This window comes from Natrinema salifodinae (assembly GCF_900110455.1).
GTDB lineage: Archaea > Halobacteriota > Halobacteria > Halobacteriales > Natrialbaceae > Natrinema > Natrinema salifodinae.
In genome coordinates, this window is sequence record NZ_FOIS01000005.1 from 279456 (window position 1) to 299649 (window position 20194).

Annotated in this window: 16 protein-coding genes; 7 read left to right on the forward strand and 9 right to left on the reverse strand. The window is 65.4% G+C overall.

The genetic code is table 11. The annotated features are described in order from the left end of the window. Positions 1–119 precede the first annotated feature (119 nt). Positions 120–470, forward strand: a complete 351-nt coding sequence (gene trxA / locus BMY29_RS19430) for a thioredoxin (RefSeq protein ID WP_049989986.1) — start codon at positions 120–122, stop codon at positions 468–470. Positions 471–748: 278 nt separating this feature from the next. Beyond that, positions 749–934, forward strand: a complete 186-nt coding sequence (locus BMY29_RS19435) for a DUF7563 family protein (protein ID WP_049989987.1) — start codon at positions 749–751, stop codon at positions 932–934. Positions 935–1133: 199 nt separating this feature from the next. Here the strand turns inward: BMY29_RS19435 and BMY29_RS19440 are convergent, their stop codons facing one another. The 3 genes from BMY29_RS19440 to BMY29_RS21285 all read right to left on the reverse strand — a co-directional run bounded on the left by BMY29_RS19440 (position 1134) and on the right by BMY29_RS21285 (position 2597). Beyond that, on the reverse strand, positions 1134–1643 hold the full coding sequence (locus BMY29_RS19440; RefSeq protein ID WP_049992237.1) for a metal-dependent hydrolase: 510 nt from the start codon (positions 1641–1643) through the stop codon (positions 1134–1136). After that, complete coding sequence (locus tag BMY29_RS19445) at positions 1643–2296, reverse strand: OB-like fold-containing membrane protein (protein ID WP_049992238.1); 654 nt, start codon at positions 2294–2296, stop codon at positions 1643–1645. The genes BMY29_RS19440 and BMY29_RS19445 overlap by 1 nt, the downstream gene beginning before the upstream one ends. A 139-nt stretch (positions 2297–2435) precedes the next feature. Beyond that, entirely contained in the window at positions 2436–2597 is a 162-nt protein-coding gene (locus tag BMY29_RS21285) for a hypothetical protein (RefSeq protein WP_173424958.1), read from the reverse strand. A gap of 274 nt (positions 2598–2871) precedes the next feature. Between BMY29_RS21285 and BMY29_RS19450 the strand changes: the two genes are divergently transcribed. Next, a complete protein-coding gene (locus BMY29_RS19450) occupies positions 2872–3075 on the forward strand; it encodes an HVO_0649 family zinc finger protein (protein ID WP_049992239.1) in 204 nt (67 codons plus the stop codon). Between the two features lie 68 nt (positions 3076–3143). On the opposite strand, the gene BMY29_RS19455 is transcribed toward BMY29_RS19450, so the two are convergent. After that, positions 3144–7910: a beta-galactosidase small subunit-related protein gene (locus BMY29_RS19455; RefSeq protein ID WP_081985521.1), complete on the reverse strand. Its 4767-nt coding sequence runs from the start codon at positions 7908–7910 to the stop codon at positions 3144–3146. Positions 7911–8785: 875 nt separating this feature from the next. On the opposite strand from BMY29_RS19455, the gene BMY29_RS19460 reads away from it, so the two are divergent. Both BMY29_RS19460 and BMY29_RS20760 read left to right on the forward strand, forming a co-directional pair. Beyond that, the gene (locus tag BMY29_RS19460) at positions 8786–9559 is read left to right on the forward strand and encodes a methyltransferase domain-containing protein (protein ID WP_049992240.1); all 774 of its coding nucleotides are present in this window, start codon (positions 8786–8788) and stop codon (positions 9557–9559) included. 178 nt (positions 9560–9737) lie between these two features. Then, positions 9738–9980 (forward strand): hypothetical protein, encoded by a 243-nt coding sequence (locus BMY29_RS20760; RefSeq protein ID WP_143067748.1) that lies wholly within the window; start codon positions 9738–9740, stop codon positions 9978–9980. A 332-nt stretch (positions 9981–10312) separates the two neighbouring features. Here BMY29_RS20760 and BMY29_RS19465 read toward each other — a convergent pair whose 3' ends face one another. Continuing rightward, positions 10313–11662: an SGNH/GDSL hydrolase family protein gene (locus tag BMY29_RS19465; protein WP_049992241.1), complete on the reverse strand. Its 1350-nt coding sequence runs from the start codon at positions 11660–11662 to the stop codon at positions 10313–10315. A gap of 350 nt (positions 11663–12012) precedes the next feature. On the opposite strand from BMY29_RS19465, the gene BMY29_RS19470 reads away from it, so the two are divergent. Then, on the forward strand, positions 12013–12420 hold the full coding sequence (locus tag BMY29_RS19470) for a DUF6677 family protein (protein WP_338141414.1): 408 nt from the start codon (positions 12013–12015) through the stop codon (positions 12418–12420). A 740-nt stretch (positions 12421–13160) separates the two neighbouring features. Here BMY29_RS19470 and BMY29_RS19475 read toward each other — a convergent pair. After that, positions 13161–14633 carry a hypothetical protein gene (locus BMY29_RS19475; protein WP_074854865.1) on the reverse strand — a complete coding sequence of 491 codons (1473 nt, stop codon included), beginning with the start codon at positions 14631–14633 and terminating at the stop codon, positions 13161–13163. Positions 14634–15157: 524 nt separating this feature from the next. Between BMY29_RS19475 and BMY29_RS19480 the strand changes: the two genes are divergently transcribed. Continuing rightward, positions 15158–17113 carry an RICIN domain-containing protein gene (locus BMY29_RS19480; protein WP_049991969.1) on the forward strand — a complete coding sequence of 652 codons (1956 nt, stop codon included), beginning with the start codon at positions 15158–15160 and terminating at the stop codon, positions 17111–17113. Between the two features lie 28 nt (positions 17114–17141). Here the strand turns inward: BMY29_RS19480 and BMY29_RS19485 are convergent, their stop codons facing one another. Genes BMY29_RS19485 through BMY29_RS19490 form a run of 3 tightly spaced genes read right to left on the reverse strand, consistent with a single transcriptional unit; the run spans position 17142 to position 20194 of the window. Further along, entirely contained in the window at positions 17142–18785 is a 1644-nt protein-coding gene (locus tag BMY29_RS19485) for a glycoside hydrolase family 28 protein (protein WP_049991970.1), read from the reverse strand. 42 nt (positions 18786–18827) lie between these two features. After that, positions 18828–19001 (reverse strand): DUF8005 family protein, encoded by a 174-nt coding sequence (locus BMY29_RS21290; RefSeq protein WP_173424950.1) that lies wholly within the window; start codon positions 18999–19001, stop codon positions 18828–18830. Continuing rightward, positions 19001–20194 carry an ABC transporter ATP-binding protein gene (locus tag BMY29_RS19490; RefSeq protein WP_049991971.1) on the reverse strand — a complete coding sequence of 398 codons (1194 nt, stop codon included), beginning with the start codon at positions 20192–20194 and terminating at the stop codon, positions 19001–19003. Before BMY29_RS19490 ends, BMY29_RS21290 begins: the two co-directional genes overlap by 1 nt.

Consider the following 20194-nt stretch of genomic DNA (forward strand, 5'->3'; position numbering starts at 1 on the left):
GACAGTACTCACGCCGGACGACTCGGTCCGCCTCCGCTCGCTCGACGCGACCGGCACCCCGACAGTATTGTATAGTAAGTACAAAACCCTTAAAGGCGATCGGTTCGTACGGTGGAGCGATGACGACCGAATCACCAACGCAGTCAACCGACGACCCCGTCCGCGTCGAGAGCGAGACTCACCTCGACGAGATCGTCGCCGATCACGACGTCGTGCTCGCGGACTTCTACGCCGACTGGTGTGGTCCCTGCAAGATGCTCGAGCCCGTGCTCGAGGACCTCGCCGAGGAAACCGCGGCCGTGATCGCGAAGATCGACGTCGATCAGCACCAGCAACTCGCCGGGACGTACGGCGTCCGAGGCGTCCCAACGCTCGCACTCTTCGCGGACGGCGAACAGGTCGAACAGCACACCGGCGCCCTGTCGGCGGATCGACTCCGCGGCCTGGTCGAGGGATACACCGCCGAGTGAACGGACCGAACGATCGAGTTGATTTCGCCACGACTGTCCGCGACGCCAGCATCGTCGGCAGGTAGTGTCGTCCCCGGCGCTTCGAGCGGACGATCGAACCGATAGGCCGTGCTGTATAGAATCGACGCGATACGCGTGTTTTCTTCGCTACCGGTGGCATCGCGTCACCCGATCCAGAAGTCAATACTGGAATGCCGCCGCCTGTCCCATCTACTGTCCGATACGTACACAATCTGCAATACGTTTATATGGGTTTACTTCTAGTTACGAATCGATCCATGCCAACCTGTGGCAACTGCGGCGCGTACGTGACGCGGGATTTCGTTCGCGTGTTCGGCGTCGACGGCGATATTCAGGGCTGCCCCGACTGCGCAACGTACCGAGAATTATACACCGGAGCCGGTGTCGTCCATCCGGCCGGGAACGAGAACCAGTCCGCGTCGCTGCCCCACTCCGGGCGCTGATTCGCTCGGACTGGCTCGGCGCGTCGCTCCTCGCACACCCGCCCGCCTGGCGTGACGAACTCACGACGCCAGGCGACCGATTCTCGCGGCTCCGGTCGGCGCTCCAATCGCCGCGCCCTGCGAGACTCGGCCCGGCGATGTGGACGACGGCCGCCGTACCGGCGGGAGGGCTGCGTTCGAACCGCGTCAGAACGGCGGGTCACTCCGAGCGCGACAGCGACGCTTTGATCCCGTCTCGTTGCACCGCCCAGAGCCCCGCGGCGACCGTCCCGGCGACGACGGCAGGCCAGCGATCGCTACTGAGATAGAGGCCCGGCGACGGCGGCCGGTACGTGCTCCCCGGGAAGAAAACGGCGTACGCCTCGCCCGTGGCCGTGAGCAACGCGACGTCGAGGACGTGGTGAGACACCGCGCCGATGGCGATCAACGCGATCGCCTGGCGTCGGTACTCGGGGGCGACCAGGAGCGAGCCGAGGAGGACGACGAGTAGCGAGCCGCCGAGGGTGTGAAGCGGTGCCCACGAGAACGGCAGGCCGACGAGCAACTCGACGACGCCGTCGGGAATCACGAGTTGGATCTTCGTGAAATCCGGCGAGAGTGCACCGATCAGGACGAGGGTGACGTGGGACGGCTGCAGGTGCTCGTATCTGAACGAAAGGAGCGTACCGATGCTGTAGCCGACCAGCACGTGCGTGAGGAGATCGGGCATTACGGATCACGCTCGGTGCGGGGACGGTCGACAGTCGCTCCCGCTCGGCGATTCTCGTGGTCGCTATCGACCGATGATTCGCCCGTCCGCAGCGCAGCGTCACGCTCGTCGGAGCCCGATCGGCGTCGATCCGGGCTCGCCGACGTCGCGGTCGCGGATCGCGGAACGAACGCGATCCGCGCGCGATCGAACCGCCAGCCGCGGACGAGTCGCACGAGGACCCAGCAGCCGGCGACGAACGAGACGCCGACCATGTAGAGCGTCTCCTGCGGTTCGCTCGTGATCGTCCGCTCGGCGTCGAGGGTCGACTCGTCCGCAAGGGCTCCGAAGGCGGTTACCCGGTCGCCTTCCTCGAGGGGACCGGCCGACTGCTGCAGGCTCTCGTCCGCGTTCACGACGGTAAATCGGCCGTAGCCGCTCGCTCGCGTCGCAATCACGACGGGATCGGTCTCGACGACGATGCCGCCGAGAGCGACCCGATCGCCGACGTACGCATCGGGATTCGGCGTTACCTCGACTTCATCCGGATAATCGCGCGCGAGCGGTTCGGCAGCGGTCGCCCCCGTCCAGCCCATGAGTGCGAGCAGCGCGACGAGAAGGGCCACGCCCGCGAGGAGGCGACCGGACTGGCCGAACGGTTCGCTTGCTGGCATCTACTGCGTGCGAGTGCGGCGCGAGACATAGACGTTGTGGAGTGGCCAGGCCAGCCTGATTCGGATCGTCGAACCGAACGGCGACGCCTCTCACGGCCGGACGGCCGATTCGCGTCTGTCTGTCCGCACAAAAACCGGTTTACGACCGTTCGTCGTCCGTGACGTCGTACTCCGCGATTTCGCTCGAGCCGCAGGACCGACAGCGCTGATCCGTCGACTCCAGTGTCGTCCCGCAGTTCCGACACTCGTAGATAACGCTGTCGTCGGACAGCCACCGCCGAACCGCGGTGGTGAGAGCCATACATTTAGCATGAGTAAGAGGAGAGGGAAAACCGTTTGCCTTGCAGTTGTCGTTGGTTCAATCGACTACGACGATCAGAGAACCGTATTGGTGCGTTCCGAGCGACTTGTGATGACGTACGAGCGACCGCCGGTCTCGTCCCCTGTGACGCCATCGATCCGGAACGCTGTCCCACTGACGATTTCTGTACGACTGCACACCGTGGAACAGGAAGTAACGGGTAGTGAGCCGACGAACCCGGCTACTTTTACGTGAAAGCAACGTAGTGAGTTGTATGGTACCGAGGAACACAGGGGCGAGAACACCGCTCGAACGGATTCGAACGCGATACGAAAACACCGACAAGAAGTGTCCGGAGTGTGGCTACGTGGACGAATCGGGGAACTGGGAGAGTAAGACCGACGGTCGGACGCTCGTGTACCGTCACGTCTGCCCCAGTTGCGACGCGAGCCGCGAGCACGTCTTCACGTTCAAATGACCGGGATGACGGCGCTTGCACGCAAAGAATGGGAGTGAGTTCGCTCTCGCAACCGCTATCGCTCCGCTCTACTCGTCGGGGAACTCCCGGGCAGCCAGGTCCATCGAGTCCATCTTCCCGGTCGCAAACGGCCGCAGAACGAACCGGAACGTCGCGGGCTCCGCTTCGACTTGGTAGCGTTGGATCGGATCCGTCGGCGTCCCGCCCACGCCGGTAACGGCGTGGTCGAGGTTGAATCCGACCGAGCCGCGGTCCTCGAGTTCGTACTGGTGGTCGGCCTCGTCGAGGTTCGCCCATTGTTCGAGGCTGACGTTCATGGTAGTATCGCCGGCGACGCCGAGGAGTCCGACGTCGCCGTCGGAGAGCGTCGCCCAGCGCGTGTCGGCCTTGTTTCCGTTATCCGTCGGGGGTAAGTACGGCACGTACTGCTCGTCGACCGATCCCGCGTACCGACCGACGGGAACGCCCCACTTGCGGTCGGGGTAGGTTTCGATCGCTCCGCGACCGTACCACTCGAACTCGTCGAACCGCTCGGGGAGTTCGAGTTGGACACTGACCTTCGGAAGCCACCCCTCGACGGTACTCCGAAGTTCGCCGTTCGGGTCGGTTTCGACCTCGAGAGCCACGTCTCCGCTGCCGTAGACGCGGTACCGGTAACTGGTCTCGAACCCGGGCCCCTCCTGACCGGCGTCTTCGAACTCGTCGAGATTTAGCCACGCGACCGCACCGTCGATCGGTTCGTCCGCGAGCGTCTCGAGTTCGTCCGGCGAGAGCGCGCGGTCGTAGATCCGGACGTTGTCCATCGCCGTTCCGTCCGCGACGCCGGGAGCGACCTCGGTCGGCACATCGACGTGGGTCAACGAACCGTCGAACGCGGCGCTCGACCCTTGTTGCTCTCCGTCGATGTACAGCCGCATCTCGGTTCCGTCCCAGACGCCGGCGAGATGGTGCCACCCCTCCGTCCAGTCGTCCGGAACGGGCGCATCGGCGACCTGCCAGCCGCCGTCCGCGTTGAAGACGAACTCCAGGTAGCCGTCGCGGTCGGCGCGACGGCGCTTTAACAGATACTGTCGGCCGCCCTTCGAGATGTACGTTTGCGCATCGCCGCCGTCCTGCGGTTCGCCGGGTCGGACCCAGCACTCGAGCGTCAGCCCGGCTTCGGTGATGTCGAGACTCTCGGATCGTTCGAACGCGAGCGAACTGTCCCCGCCGAACTCGACTGCGGTTCCGGAGACGCCCTCGACGATCGACGGCTCGTTTCGGAGGTATCCGTCGTTCCCGAACTCGGTCGCGTCGGGGGTCAACTGCTCGTCGGTCACCGTCCCCTCGACGAAGCTCTCGACGTCGACGCGAACGGTGGAATCGTCCGATTGTCGGACGTCGATCGACTCGACAGAATGCGTGAGGTCGTCGAGTCCCGCGTCGTACCAACTGTAAGCCGGCGCGCTGCCCCACTGTTGGACTTCGTTCATGATCGGCGCGCGCCACGCGTTGAACAGCGGTCCCCGCTCGAGGACTTCCGTCCCGTCGTACCGCATCGAGGAGAGCGTCCCGAGATCCGTATCGAACGTGTACTCGAAGCCCTCGCCGGAGACGACGACGTCGTCTCCTTCGGAGACCGTCAGCGGCGGCATTTCGTCGGGGTCGACCGGTTCCGGGTCGGGCGCGTCGAAGGGAACGTCGAGTTGCTCGACGGCGACTTCGTGACCGGCGTCGGCGTACTCCGTCCCCTCCGGCAGCGTAAACGAGAGGTTCAGACGGTACTCGGTCCCGGGTTCGACGTCGTCCGGTTCGTCTAGCGGGACCGAGACGCACCGAGACTCTCCGGGCGGAAGGGCGAGATCGAGATCCCCCGACTGGACCGTCTCGTCGTCGGCGACGAGTTCCCACGACCCGTCGAGGGCGTCGAGGGAAGTGAAGTCGTACTGGTTCGTCACGTAAATCTGACCGTCGGCGACGTCGGCATCAGCGACGCCGACCGGCTGGTGACTGTGTTTGAGCTGCCACAGCTCGGGCTGCGGCCGACGGTCCGACCACAACAGCCCGTTCAGCGAGAACGCGCCGTCGGGGCCGTCGTTGTGGTAGAACTGGTACGCTTCTCCGTCCGCGGTGACGTCGTTCAAGTCCTGGTTCACCCAGTCCCAGACGAACCCGCCCTGGAGGCTCTCGTCCCGCAGGAGGTCCGCGAAGTCGTACCGGAGGACGGCCCCCTCACCGGACGAGCCGTCGGCCGCTGCGGCTTCGTCGGCGTCGACGGCGCGATCGTAGATGCCGACGGAGTCGATCGTGACGCTCGCGTACGCGTTGCTTTCAGCGTCGGCGCCGATCGTCACTCGCGTGTCGCCACCCGCAATCTCGTCGGTAGCGTGGGTCTCGGACGCGAGCTCCTCGCCGTCGACGGACAGCCGTAGTTCGTCGGCACCACAGACGGCAACGATCGTGTGCCACTCGTCGTCGTTCAGTCCATCCGGAACCGGCGCGGTGACCGTTTCGCCGTCACCGTCGATAGCGAACGCGATCGAGCCGTCCGCGACCCGCAACGCGTACCGTTCTCCCCCGGTGACGAGCGGCGAGTGCTCGCTCGCGTCGAGGTCCCGAACGGTGAGGTCGACCGTAAAGCCGGGGCTCGTCCCGTCGTGTGCCGGCGCGTTCCGAACATCGAGATAGTCGCCGCTCCCGTCGAGGACGACGGCGCCGTCGGTGCTGCCACCCGGTGCGGCGTCGGGACCGGGAACCACGTCCGGCGAGCCGACCAGAGCGCCGTGGCCGTCGTCGTCGGCGCGGTTCGTCGCGCGCCGGACGGGTGGCATGATGTGTCCGGACCACATCTCGTTGACCAGGCCCAGGCTGTTGCCCATCGCGTGGTTGTACTCGCCCATCACGACCGATCGGAGGCCGTCGCCGATGTGCGAGCCGTCGGCGGTCCGCAGGAGCGTCCCGACGCTGGGATAGCGCGGGCCGAGCATATCGCTGTACTCGACGTTCCAGCCCCCGCCGTTGGGCTGGTGATACATGAGGCGATCGGGTGCGAGACCCTCGACCGGTCCGCTGTACGACTCGACGGATTCGACGCCGCTCACATCGGCGGTGTCGGGCGGCAGGTACTCGTCGTCGTCCATCGCGAGGGCCGCCATGTTGATATGTTCGGCGCCGGTGCCGGCCTCGTTGCCCGTCGACCACGAGAACACGGACGCGTGGTTTCGGTCGCGGAGGATCATCCGACGGAACCGCTCGACGGCCTGGTCGTGGTAGGCCTCCGTGTTCGCTACTAACCCTTCCCACCAGTGGGATTCGACGTAGACCTCGTCCTGAACGTAAATCCCGTACTCGTCCGCGAGGCGGTACAGCGACGGGTCGTTCGGGTAATGGGAGGTCCGGATCGCGTTCACGTTGAACCGCTTCATCGTCTCGAGATCCTCGCGGAGCGTCTCGATCGGAACGGTCCGGCCGGCGTCGGGATCGGTCTCGTGCCGGTTCACGCCCTTGACGTTCACCGGCTCGCCGTTGACCGTGATAACTGCGCCCTGATCGCCGCGAGTCGTCTCGTATTCCCGGAAGCCGACCTTCTCGAGCATGACTTCGGTCGTCTCGCCGTCGGCGGCGAGTTCGAGCACCAGTGTGTAGAGGACCGGATGCTCGGCGGACCACTTCGCCGGGTTCTCGACGTCGGCTTCGAGCGCGAGGACGGCGCCGTCGCCGCCGACCGTCTCGGACGCGGAAACGGTCGCTACCTTCCGTCCGTGCGGTGGGTCGTCCCTCGTAGGCTCGCCGCGGTCGCCTGGCGGCCCGCGTCTCGGATCGGCCCAGTCCGGGCTGAACAGGTGTCCCGTGACCGTGTACTCGCCCCGTTCGTCGTCGGTATAGTTGGCGAGTTCGACGTCGACGGAGAGCGCGGCGTCCTCGTAGTTCTCGTCGAGGGCCGTGCGGACGTCGAAGTCCCGGAGGTGGACCTGCGGTGTGGAGTAGAGGTAGACGCTCCGGTGGATGCCCGAGTACCGGAACATGTCGATCGTCTCGAGCGCCTCGCCGTCGGACCAGCGATAGACTTGAACCGTCACCCGGCTTTCCTCGCCGGGAGAGACGTGATCCGTGACGTCGAACTCCCCGGGCGTCATCGCGCCCTGCTGGAACCCGACGTATTCGCCGTCGATCCAGACGAAGTACGCTTGCTTCGCGCCCTCGAAGTGGAGGAACACTTCCCGGCCGTCCCACTCCGATGGGACGGTAAACGTTCGTCGATACGTCCCGACCGGGTTCGCGCCGTCGTCGCCGACCCCGGGGACGTCGACCAGGCCGTCCTCGTCGGGGACGAGATCGCCCTCTTGGCTCGGATCGTAGTGGTCCCACGTGATCGCGGTGTTCATGTACAGTCGCTGGTCGTACCCCTCGGTTTGCCACACCGACGGAACCGAGATCGAGTCCCAGTCAGTGACGCCGTCGTAGGATTCGGGAACGTCGGACGGGCGCTCGTAGAACCGAAAGTCCCACTCGCCGTTGAGCGACCGGAAGTACGGCGAGTGTTCGAACCGCGATTCGAGTTCCGTGAACGGTTCGTCGGCCCGTCGAGCGGTCCCGACCGACTCGTACGGGATCGCGGTCGTGACGTGGGTCGGTTCCCCGTTCTCGGCGAAGACGCTCGGATCTTCGAGATACGCCGAGAGGTTGCGTATCCGTCCGGGGCTGGATCCGTCGCCGGTGTCCGGTGCACCGACGCTTTTTCCGGCGACCGCTGGCACGAGCGCAGCCAACCCGGTCGCTGCTAAGAACTCCCGCCGGGACGGAGCCAGTGAGGTACTGACGGCTCGCCCCGCTTCTCCACCTCGCTTTTGGGTCATGTGTGACCTCGCGACGTACTACTCGCAAGTTGCATCTGTCTCTCCATTCCGCTTTGGCCGTATCATATATGATCAAATAAAATTACGGATGTATGTGAATATATTATATAGATTGTTCTGACACTATCTGGTCGTCCGAGTGGAGTACTGATGCCGGCGTCCGATCGGTGCGTGACCGGTGTAGTCGTTGCCTATCGGATAGGGCTCGAATTGAACGATCCGTTCACTACCGCTCGATCGACTGCCAACCCGCGAATGACGGAAGCGGTTCACCCTCGGAACGCGCCGGCACAGGTAGATGGCAGGAGGGTCGCGGAGTAACCGGTAACATCGGCTTCGCCCTCGCAGCCTCGAGCGGTGCACGCAACTCTGAGACGGACGAAGGCGGTACGGGCTGGCTTCCGTGCCGAAAATAAGCGTTCGGAATCGGGCGCGACTTGAACCCGGACGGGAGTCGTTTTCCACGGTCCGTACGGCCGTGCTGGTTTCCACCAGATTCGCGAATCTCGGTCGCCCGAGATCCGGTACTTGGCCTTCGCGCGCATCCGCCATGGCGGATGCGTTCCGGATCGCTTCGGTTCTCCTTCGGGGCGTTCATCTCGTCTCCGTGTTATCGGAGACTGGATTGTACCCCGACTCGGCGACGGACCGTTCTTGCGAACGAACCGACGTCGATCGTCCGGTGTGTCCTCGCGCCCGTATATGTTGTATGCTACCGAGGAACATAAACCTTCTCGGCCGAACGATGATATGTCCCTCCGCCGGACGGAGAACGGCTGTCGAGGCAAAACCGGCGGTTACGGACGACCGCATCGAGCGGTGCCGGTCCACCGAGTTCGACTCGAATTTAGTAGCGGCCGTACGTAGCAGCGAGTATGCGCGACCCAGACCGGACCGGCGTCACACTCACGTGTCCCCGCTGCGAGGCGGCGCTATCGGCCCGTGACCGGGAGCTACGGTGTGATACCTGCGGCGAATCGGTCCCCGTCGTCGATGGTATTCCGCACTTTCCCGTCGCCGCGGGGTCGACCGTTCCCTCCGCGTTCGATGCGCTGTCGTCGATCTACGAAACGCGGTTCTGGTTCCCCGTCGTCTATCGCCTGATCGGTGGGTTACGTGCACCTGCCGACGACCGATCGCTCCTCGCCGACGCGCTCGACGGAGCCGGGGCCGAAGTGCTCAACGTGGCCTGCGGGACGGGACGATTTACCCGGTATATCGCGACCGACGCCGCGTTCGTCTGGGGAATCGACGTCTCGACTGGGATGGTACGGCGCGCCCAGCGGTACGCCGCGCGAGACGGGCTCGACGCGATCGCGTTCGCCAGAATGGATGCCGAGAATCTCCGGTTCAAGGAGGCGACGTTCGACGGGGTCTCCTGTTGCTGGGCGCTGCATCTATTCGGGGAGATTCCGACGGCGGTGGCGGAAATGTATCGGGTGCTGACGCCGGACGGACGGCTCGTCGGGACGACCCTGAGCAGGGACTGGCTGCTTGCTCTCCCAGGCGCTCGATCCGTTCTACGCCGAACGATCGGAGTCCGCGTTTTCGACCGCGAGGGCCTCCGAGACCTCCTCTTCGACGCGGGCTTTACGACGGTCCAGTTCGAGCGATACGGTGCCGCGCTCTTCTTCAGCGCCGAGAAGTGAGGGCGACCTGGTCGCTACGCCCAACGCATCCGCCTGCGTCGGGTCGCTACGTCACTTGCCGGTGACGGATCGACGAAACCATCGGTCGCCTCCCATCGACGAGCATGTCCGCATCGCGTACGGTCATCACATCTATCAACCACTCTCATACCGCTGGCCGATGACGTATCAGTAACCCATGGCTGTCAGAAACCCGGAGCCGCTTGCGCGCCATCGATCGCGGCCCGCCGAGAGTCAGATCCTGTGGACTGAGTGTCCGACGTGCGCTGGACCGCTCCGCCACGGTACCAGGCGGTGTCCCCACTGCGGCTCCCGCACCTGCCAGCCCTGGTGGCTGACTCGTCCGAGCGTCGGGGCCGCCGTGCTTCTCGTCGTCGCGATCGCAATCGGCTGGCTGCTCGCGAACCGCCGACGGCGGTAAGAACGCGGCGAGACTCGATCCAGGGCGAGGCGACGTGGCTCGAACACCGATTCCGGCAGCCCGGGGACGTACTCGTCGCGCGATCCGCGCCCATTACAATCCGCTGCTATCCAAGGGTAGCTCACTATGTGAATTGCTCTCGTCGGTCGAGACGGTCTGCCTCCGTCGAGTCCGTCGTCCGGAGGCAGACCCCGCCGAGGCACCGAGAGATCGAGTTCGAACCGCGTCGACCGATCCCAACGACAGCCCTGTCTCGAGGTACGGACGGAGTGAGCCGATCGAGATACCCTTTTTCGAGATCGGCTCTCGGATACGACGGAGCCGTCCGATGGTTACGCGAACGTCGCTGTCGACTCCCCGTCCGTCGGCTTCGATGAGCGATGGCCGCGAAAGAGGGAGAGATCGACCGCATCGGCCATCGCGCGATACCCTGCATCGTTTGGATGAATAGTATCCCCGCTATCGTATTCCGGACGGAGACACTTCGGATCGTCAGGGTCACGAACCGCTTTATCGAAATCGACGACGCCGTCGAACGCCCCGCTCGTCCGAATGAATTCGTTGATCGCCTGGCGCTTTCGTTCGCCCGCTTCGTAGTAGTAGACGGCCCCTTCGAACGGCGTCAGCGTCCCGCCGATGATCCGGACTCCCCGCGCGTGTGCCCGGCGGATGAGCTGCTCGTAGCCGGCGATGATATCGTCGGCGGTCACGCTCGTCGCCGGCCTGTACTTCGGATCGTCGAACCGCTCGAATCCGATGTCGTTGATCCCTTCGAGCAGAACGACGTCCGTCACGCCCGTCTGGGTCAGGACGTCCCGATCGAACCTGGCGAGCGCGTTCGGGCCGAATACGTCGGAATCGCTGAGCACGCGATTGCCGGAGATACCGGCGTTCACCACGGACTTACGGAGGCCCTGACGTTCGGTGACGCGTTCGGCGAGGAAATCGGGATAGGCCGCGTTGGCGTCGAGGGTCGACCCGTGCCCGTCGGTGATCGAGTCGCCGAAACACGCGATCGCGCCGGTGTGCTCCGGCGCGAGCACCTCGATCCCGCCGAGGAAGAACCAATGGGTCACCGACGACGGAAACGCGTCGCCGCTCGGATCGGCCGTCCGATCACCCGCCGACGAGACGTACGACGTTTTCGTCGGCAACTGATGCCAGGTCGTCGGCCCGGTCGCAGTCTCGGTGTAGAGGGAGACTACGAGATCCTGGCCCGCCCCGACGCGCAACTCGACGGGATCGCTCATCACTCGCGCGCCAGGCGGAATCGTGACGTCCGGATCGTCGCCGAACGTAACCTGACGGAGCGTCCCGGGCTCGACGGAAGCCCCGGATCCAGATACCCGGCGCCCCACGGACGCTCGGTCGAACGTGATCGATTCATCGCCGAACGCGTTCGTGAGTTTGAGGCGGACGCCGCGACCGCCGACGCTCGGCCGAACCATCTGCCGCAGCGTCTGGTCTTCGAACCCCGTCGCCGAGATGCCGTCCGAGAGCGGTGCCTGCGGACTCGCCGTCCACGCCCCGAGAAACGGGCTCCCCCGCGTCCGTCTCGACGGATCCGTCTCCGTCGAACGGTTCGTATCGTCGTTGACGGATCCGACCGCCGAGCTCGCCGTTCCGAGGCCGACCAGCCCGCCGACCGCTTTCACGGCGGTACGCCGCGTTAGCCCGGTCATGACGCGTCACCCGACCCGACACCCGTGTTACCTATGGACATGTCGAGTGTACACGCCGGCCGCGAAGACCGATAGTTAATCGGCGAATTCACCTCTGCGGGCGCTTCCGCCGAAGATTGATCGATCGGTAGGCCCCGGTCGCCGAACTCCGCCGCGGAGCCGCCTTCGACGTCGCCTTCCGGGCGCAAGCGCGGGTTCGCGGGCCCGCTCGTTACGGGCGCGGGCGTCCGTCGTTCGTAGGCCGTTCCTGTACTGCGTAGTCACGCCGTTTTACCGCGTCCCCGGTCCGTAGTCCGCGTCGTACGGGCGTCTGACTGACATTTTTGACGGGCGCTGTGGATGCGAGTGATATGAGTACCCCCGACTCGAACCAGCGGATGACAGACACCGGCCGACGGGGCACCAGTGAGTCGCTTCCCGGCCCGGCGACGCGATCCGTGGCAGACTCGATATCGACCGTCGGTGCGCGCGTGAAACTGTGGCCGGCGTACTGCCTGGCGGTGCTCTGTCCGGGTGCCGGCCACCTCTACGTCCGCCAGTGGACGCGGGGACTCAGCTGGGGCCTCCTCTACGGTATCGCGCTCGTCTTTCTCAGTTCCGGTGCGCTTCTCCTCGACGGCTCCGTCGTCGAGCCGTTCGTCCTTAGCGCGCTCCGTCTCGAGGAGATTGCGTTCGGTGACGTCGCCTTCCCGCTCGCTATTCTCGTTCTCAACGCGGTCGACCTCTACACACTCGTCGTGCTCGATCGGGCGGGTTAACGCGGAGACCTGATACGACCCGCCTGCAGTCGGTGTCCTCCCGGACGAACAGCATCTGTTTCGGGCGAACGGTGTGCCTTCTCGGGAATACGCCGGTCCGCGTCAGTGCCGATATCGGAAACGGACGACTGTCGTCTCCGCGACTGAGGGAAGACGTATCCACTCTCGTGTGATCTCCTCTCAATGACAGACCTCTTCTCTTCTCACACCAATGATGTGTTCGACAAGGTACTGGTCCGCGTTTCGTCTCGGCTCCGGATTGCCAGTGACGGAATCCGATCGTCGCGTCACTTTCCGGCCGGAAGCTGCGATAGAAGCGCGCGGTAGCTGGGAAACGGAGCGGCCTCTACGGCAGAGCACGGCGCTTTCGACCGGGGATTTCTGTTCCTCCGACCAACTGTGGCGCGATACGCGCACGACACCGGCAGCTTCAGACTCGGGTTCGAGATCACCCGCCGACTATTTTCAGATCCCCTCGATATACTTATCTGTATTCTGAGTAATGTAGGGATGAGATAGTTCGTGAGGGATGAACTGCACGCCGAGTGAGCGTCGTTTATGAAGGTCCGTTCGGGAAGTACGTGAGAGACGTTTGAGAAACAGCATTACGCGACGGACGGTGACGAAATTCTGCCCGTGAGCGGACGGCGGTCTGCTCCGATCGTCGTCTGCCGGGAAGGCCTGGCGAAGTCGAACGGCTCCGCGTCCCGAGCGCCGAAGGCGATGCCGGGGTCGCCGTCCTACTCGACCGCTTCGGTGATCAGGTTGCCGTCGTTGTCGAGTCGAACGCGGTACCGGTCCTCGCCGTCCGGCGTCGTGAGGACGGCGCCGTTGCCGGCGCCGGCGATCCGGACGTCGTCCTCCTCGACGGCGAACGAGGGCGATCCGCCGGCATGGAACTCGTGGGAGCGATCGGTTCGGTGTTTCTGGACGCCGGCGTCGAACCAACGGGTCGACCCCGTCGCGTCGTCGCTCACCCTGGGAGCGGGACGCAGATTCTGCTGATCGAAGTACGACGTGTACTCGATGTCCGTGCTGTACTCGGCGTGGAACAGGTCGACGTTCTCGACGAAGATGCCGTTGTGACGTGGCCCCTCGCCGTCGGTCACGTCGACGGCTCTGACGCCGCTGTGGTAGTCCATCGCGTTGTGACGCTCGTGGACGTTGGAAATCGATACGCTCCGGGTCTCGTTGACGGAGTTCTCCAGCCTGACGATGTCCTCGCTCACGGACTGGAGCGGGTGGCCGCCCACCTGGATCGAGTCCAGCGTGATCGAGGCACCGCCGTCGATCCGAATGCTGTGTTCGCCGCCGCCGCCCCGCCAGTTGCGGATGTCGAGGTCGAACGAGGGACCGTACGGGACGTCGTCGTTCCCGTACTCGGCGCGGAAGCCGTCGCGACAGCCGGTCACTTCGGTGTCCGTAATCGTCAGTTCGCTCGATCCGTGGGAGTCCGCGAGCCTGATCCCCGCCGGCACCGCGTTCCGACCCGTCAGGCTCTGGAGGTACATCCGGGAGACGTGCATGTGACCGACGCCCCGAATGTCCACGAACGACCGCTCCAGGTTCCCGCGCGCGTAGAACATCCCGCCGTAGAGGTTGATGTTCTCCGTCTTCTCGTCCGGCCCGATGACGAAGAAGCTCTCGATCGAGGCCGTAGCGTAGATCAGCGTCCACCCCATCTCGAACACGAGCTTGCCGGTGTTGTCGGCTATCTCGACCGGGGACTCGAACCGCCAGGCCGGCAGGCCGTCGGCCGCGGCCGGATCGTCCGGATCGGGCGCGGGGATGACGATCCTGTGTCCCGGCTGTCGATGCGAGAGGTCGTCGCCTTCGGGGAGCGCGTCGAGGACGTTCTCGAGTTTCTGGTCGAGCGTGTCACCGGGATAGTCGGTGACGACGTGGATCGAGTCGGGCGAGCCCTCGGCGTTGAGTACACCGTCGTCGTCGACGCGCAGATTCTCTCCGGCGAAGTCCGCGATCGGTGCGTCGGTCGCGACCGTCGCGAGCGCGCCCAGTTCGGCCAGGCTGTGGCCGCCGGCGTCGACGTCGGCGTCCCACTCGTGCCACGGCTGTTCACCGTTCCGATCGCCGGCGGCGGTGCCGGCAAGCAGGGTTCCGAGTCCGGCGGTCCCGAGCAGTCCGAGCGTCCCGCGCCGGGGTAGCGTCCAGTCTGATTCGGCTCCGTCGATCGAACTGTCATCTCTCGTCATAGGTCGTGCCAGCCGGTAACTCATGACCCATCGATATATACGTTAGCAATTGATACAGCGTTGCGTTCTCTTCCGGTGCGGGCAGCGAAAGCCGAGAGACGGACGAGGGATACCATCAGTGCTGCTGGAACGGGCTCGGATCGGGTCGGACCGGTTCAGGCGAGATGGCGATAAACGTCTCACAGCACCAAACGCGGTGACTCTGTCTACCGCATCCGATGGCGGTAACCGGCACGACGTCCGCAGTCAGTGATCCCGAGACTCGAATTCGTAGGTCGGCGAGACGACCCCGCGGGGGAGACGACCGATACTGCCAAATTTCGATTCGCCTGGTCGCGTCCGCGTTCGTGGAACTCCCGATGCATCGAGAACCCTACTAAAATGGTACTGAAAAAATATAATTGACGGCGGGTGGAACTGGCGTGTGCTGTTATAACACAGCATGATACTCAGTGAGTGACGATAGCGAAAGACGCGATTATAGCACAGAGCAGGCAGCGGCGACCGTCGGCCGACGAGACATCATGACGGCACTCGGCGTCGCCGGACTCGGCGCGGCGTTCGGCGGGACGGCGAGCGCACGAGACCGGTCCGACGACGGGACTCAACCGTGGCACGAGTGGGACGCCGACGTCGACGCCGCCGGCCGCGACCTGGAGAACCTCGGCGGGTTGGACGTAGAGCACGTCTTTACGTCGGCCCGCGAGGCGGATGTCGTCGTCTGGCGCGACGAAGAAGGCGGGTATCACGCCGACGGTCCCCACGGACGCGTCGCGAGTGACGAGGAGCTAATGGCGGCGGTCCAGGCGGCGGTAGACAGTCTGAGCGACGACCGGACGGTCAAAGAGCGGGTGCTCGTCGCGTCGTCGGGCGAAGTGAGCGGCGACGACGAGGTCACCGGCGTCGACCTTCCGAGCCACACGAGCGTCGACGTCGCCGGCGAGATCGTCGTCGAGGGGCAGGCCGGGGACTTGTTCTCGGCGGTCGGAGAGGAGAACATATCGATTCCGCGACTGACGGTGAAAGGGCCGGCTAGCAGAGCGGTGTTTCTCGACGGCTGCGAGAACGTTCGTCTCGGCCACCTCTGGATCGAAGACGTGACGGGACAGGGCGTCCGCATCCAGGCGGGCTGTGAGGACGTCCAGATCGACACGGCGTACGTCGAGAACACGGGCCATCACGGCATCGAGACGTACGACGTCACGCGCATCCAGATCGGGCAGGTGATCGGCGTCGATCCGGGGAGCGCAGTCGTGTTGCTCAACGAGACCTTCGACGCGACCGTCGGGCAGGTCGTCGGTCGGAACCCGGCGTTCGACTACGCGACGGTCCGGCTCGCGAACGGCTGCCGAAACGTCACGATCGGGCGCGTGGTCAGTCGCGGCGGCGTCCGCGGGCTGTCGATCATCACCGGCACGCGCGACGTGACCGTCGGCGAGGTGAACGTCGTCGGCGGCGACAAGGCCGGAATCTTGCTCGTCGATGTCAGAAACGTCACCGTCCTCGGCGGCGTGATCAAGAACGTCGACGGGCCCGGCGTCAACATGTGGTCGATCGGACTGCAGGGGACGACCTCGGAGATCAACGAGGGCGTGACCCTCAGCAACTTGCGAATCGTCGACGAGCGCCCCGAGGGCGATCGCGAACAGACGTGGGCGATCAAGGAAGACGGCGCCTGCCTGCACAATCGGTTCATCGACAACGACGTCCGCGGCGGCGGCACTGAGGGTCTGATCGACGTCGCCTCGGAAACGACGGTCGTCGACCGGAACCTCGGCGGCGGCATCGACTCCGGCACGGTGACGCTCGAACCCGACGACTCGCCCGCGGCACGGGTCGAAGGCGTGACCGCCCACCGATCGTCGTCGCTGTCGCTCCGCGCGCAGCCGTACGACGCCCCGGACGCCGCTTTCGCCTGGGAACACCACTTCGAGTGGACCGGCAGTCAGTGGGACCTGGTGTTCGACTGGCGGACCGATCCCGGCGCGGACCTGACGCTGGAGTACGTCGTCGACCGACCGCAGGGCACGACGGACAGGGAGTTCGACCGGGAAGACATCTGGACCGACTCGGTCCCGACCGTCGAGGAGGGGACCTATCGCATCGTTGCGGATCACAGCGACAAGGTTCTGGAAGTCGCCGACGGATCCGAGGCCACCGGCGCGAACGTCCGGCAGGGGACGTGGACCGACGATCCTCACCAGCGCTGGGACGTCGAGGGCGGCGGCACCGACCTGTGGGTGGACGCCGACCGCATCGTCGCCGAGCACAGCGGGAAAGCGCTGACCGTCGTCGGCGGAGACGCCCGACAGGGAAGCGGACAGCAGTTCACGCTCGAACGGTACGAAAGCGGCTTTCAGATCCAGACGGACGACGGTCGTCTCCAGGTCGCGGACGGATCGACTGCGGACGGCGCGAACGTCGTCGAAGGCGGCTGGGACGGTGCCGGACACCAGATCTGGCGATTCGAAGCGATTTAACGACCGCTCGGAGGGCGGTTTTCGGTGTTCACCCCCTTCGTCCGGTTTCTTTCTCTCCCGCGTATGCCACCGGCGGCACGTTCCCGGTACAGCGGAACTCGTGGTCACCGTCGATCGACTCGGCGGCGTCGACGAGATCGTTGTTCGCGAACAGGCGGTCGCCTTCGGTATCCGCGACCGAGAGGAAGGTCCCGGTTCCGGCGGCGGCCCTGCTCGCCCTGATCGCACTGTCGGTCGCACCGTCGAGACCGATCGCGGCGGCGGCGCTTTCCCGGTGCGCCTGGCGACCGGAGAACCCGTCGACGACGAGGCCGTCGACGTCGGTCGCCCGGATCGCGTGCGTGCAGTACTCGGGGACGTCGTCGCCCCACTCGACCGAGACGTCCCGAAGGGCCACGTCGGCGACGTTCTCGCAGTGGACCGCCGCCACGTCGAGTTCGTAGATCGGCGCGGTCACGGCGGTCGGTTGGAGGTCGGCGTTTCCGCCGACGGCGTCGGCGTGCTCGCCGCCTTCGATCGCCAGGCGCACTCCGTGCAGCCGGACGCCCGAAACGTCGGCGTCCCCGTGGCCGTACACGAACGCACCGTTCTCGCTGCGGGCGACGACGTTCGAGAACCGGACGTTCCTGAGGGTGCCGAGCTCGGTCGCGTCGTCGCGAGGGACCGACGTGACGTAGATCGGTTCGCCTTTCCCCCACCACGGCCCGGGGAGCAGGCCCGTCTCGACGACGATGTCGGCGAACAGGACGTTCTCGATGTCGCCGGAGTCGCGGTGTTGGATGCCGAGCCCGCGGTTCGTGTCGGACACCACGCAGTTCTGGAACGTGCAGTTCCGGATGTCGCCGGCCGTCTCCGAGCCGAACTTGATCGCGCAGGCGCTCGACGAGAGCGTGCAGTTCGTGACGGTGACCGACTCACAGGGGCGGCCGGCGGCCGCGGCGCAGATCGTGATGGCGTCGTCACAGGACTCGATCGTACAGTCCGAGACGTGGACGTTCGTCGAGTTCACGACGGCGACGCCGTCGCAGTTCGGGATCAGCTCGTGATTGCGGATATCGACGCCGCGCACGTCCGCGTCGACGCAGCCCTCGAGGCTGATCGTCCAGGCGGGCATGTCCCGCAGCGTGACGTCGCGAATCCGGACGCCGTCGCAGTCGACGAAGTGAAACATCGGTCCCGGTCGGAAGCCGGGTTTGGCGACCGGCCACCCGTCGGTCCCTCGTTCGCGGGAGAGGAACTCCTCGCCCTGGCGGGCGCGGTGTGGCGCGTTCGAGACGAGCGGGTGGCCCTCGCTCTCTCCCGAGTGCTGCCGGATCGGCGCGTCCATCTCCATGAACTCGGTCCCTCGCCCGTCGAAAACGCCGTCGCCGACGATGGAGACGTTCTCGACGCCGTCCGCGAGCACGAACGGTCGCTCGCCGTCCGGGCCGACGTGCGCGTCGACGTACGCCGCCCGATCCCGCGCCGGCTTCACCGTCGCCCCCGCTTCGAGGCGGATCGTCACGTCGCTCGCGAGTTCGATCGTGCCGATCACGTACTCGCCGCTCGGGACGGACACGGTTCCGCCGCCCGCGTCGGCCGCCGCATCGATCGCTCGCTGGAACGCGTCCGTCGCCGGTTCGCCGTCCGCGCCGTTGCGCTCGACGCGAACCCGGCCGGTAGTCTCATCCATACGCGGCTACGATCGCGGGCGAGCTATAAAACATCGGTGTCGTTACAGGAATCGTTCGGGCCGCGGACGGTTCGCGCGGCGTTTCCGCAGCCACTTCGCGACGACCGGGACGAACTGGTACCGGAGGTCGAAGTAGAACGAGACGATGCCGTAGATCCAGAAGAAAAACAGCGCCGTGGCGGCGACGATGAATAGGATTCCTTCGGTCGTCGGCATCAGTCGCTCACCCCTCGTCCCTCTTTGGTATCGCTTGCGGCGACGTCACCCGCGGCGTCGACGACGCCGTGAGCGATCGCCTGGCCGGTCGCGAGGTCGAACAGGTGGACCTTCTCTCGATCGAATACCACGTCGATTACGTCGTCCTCGGCGACGGGGCTGTCCGGGTCGAGACTCACGAGCAACTGATCGGCCTCGTCCCCCATCACTGGGCTCTGGTCGGTCGCCTGATTCGCGGGGAACAGGTAGGCGAACGTCTGGTCGCCCATGGGTTCGAGCACGTCGACGGACACGGTGATCGGCTCGCTCGGCGCGGCCGCCGCGTCAGCGTTTGCGGAGAGGTAGACGTCCTCGGGCCGGATGCCGAGCGTCACCTCGTCGCCCGACGAGACCGAGCCGAGCTCGGATAGCCCGAGTGCGACGTCGTACGCGGGGTGGCCGAATCGGCCGCCGTCGAGCACGCCGTCGAACTGGTTCATCGAGGGGCTGCCGATGAATCCCGCGACGAAACGGTTGGCAGGCTCGTCGTAGCAGATAAGCGGCGGTGCGCACTGCTGGAGTTCGCCGTCGTTGATGATGGCGATGCGGTCGGACATCGTCATCGCCTCCTCCTGATCGTGCGTGACGTAGACCGTGGTGATGTCCAGTTCCTTCTGCAGCCGCTGGATCTCGGTTCGCATGTGCACGCGCAGTTTGGCGTCTAAGTTCGCGAGCGGCTCGTCCATCAGGAAGACCGCGGGCTCTCGGACGATCGCGCGGGCGATGCCGACGCGCTGTTGCTGGCCGCCGGACAGCTCGTCGACGTCGCGGTCGAGCATTCCCTCGAGCTGGACGATCTCGGCGGCGCGCTCGACGCGCTCGTCGATCTCCTCGTCGTCGTACTTCCGGAGCCGAAGGCCGAAGCTGATGTTCTCGTAGACGTTCATGTGCGGGAACAGCGCGATGTTCTGAAACACCATCGCGATGTCCCGGTCCTTCGGGGGATCGTTCGTGACCTCCTCACCGGTGATCTCGATCCGTCCCTCCGAGGGGAGCGTCAGCCCCGCGATCATCTCCAGGGTCGTCGACTTTCCGCACCCGGAGGGCCCGACGAGCGTCAGGAACTCGCCGTCTTCGATCTCGATGTTCATGTCGTCGACCGCGACGACGTCTTCGTACCGCTTGGTCGTATCCGTTAGTCGAACTCGTCCCAT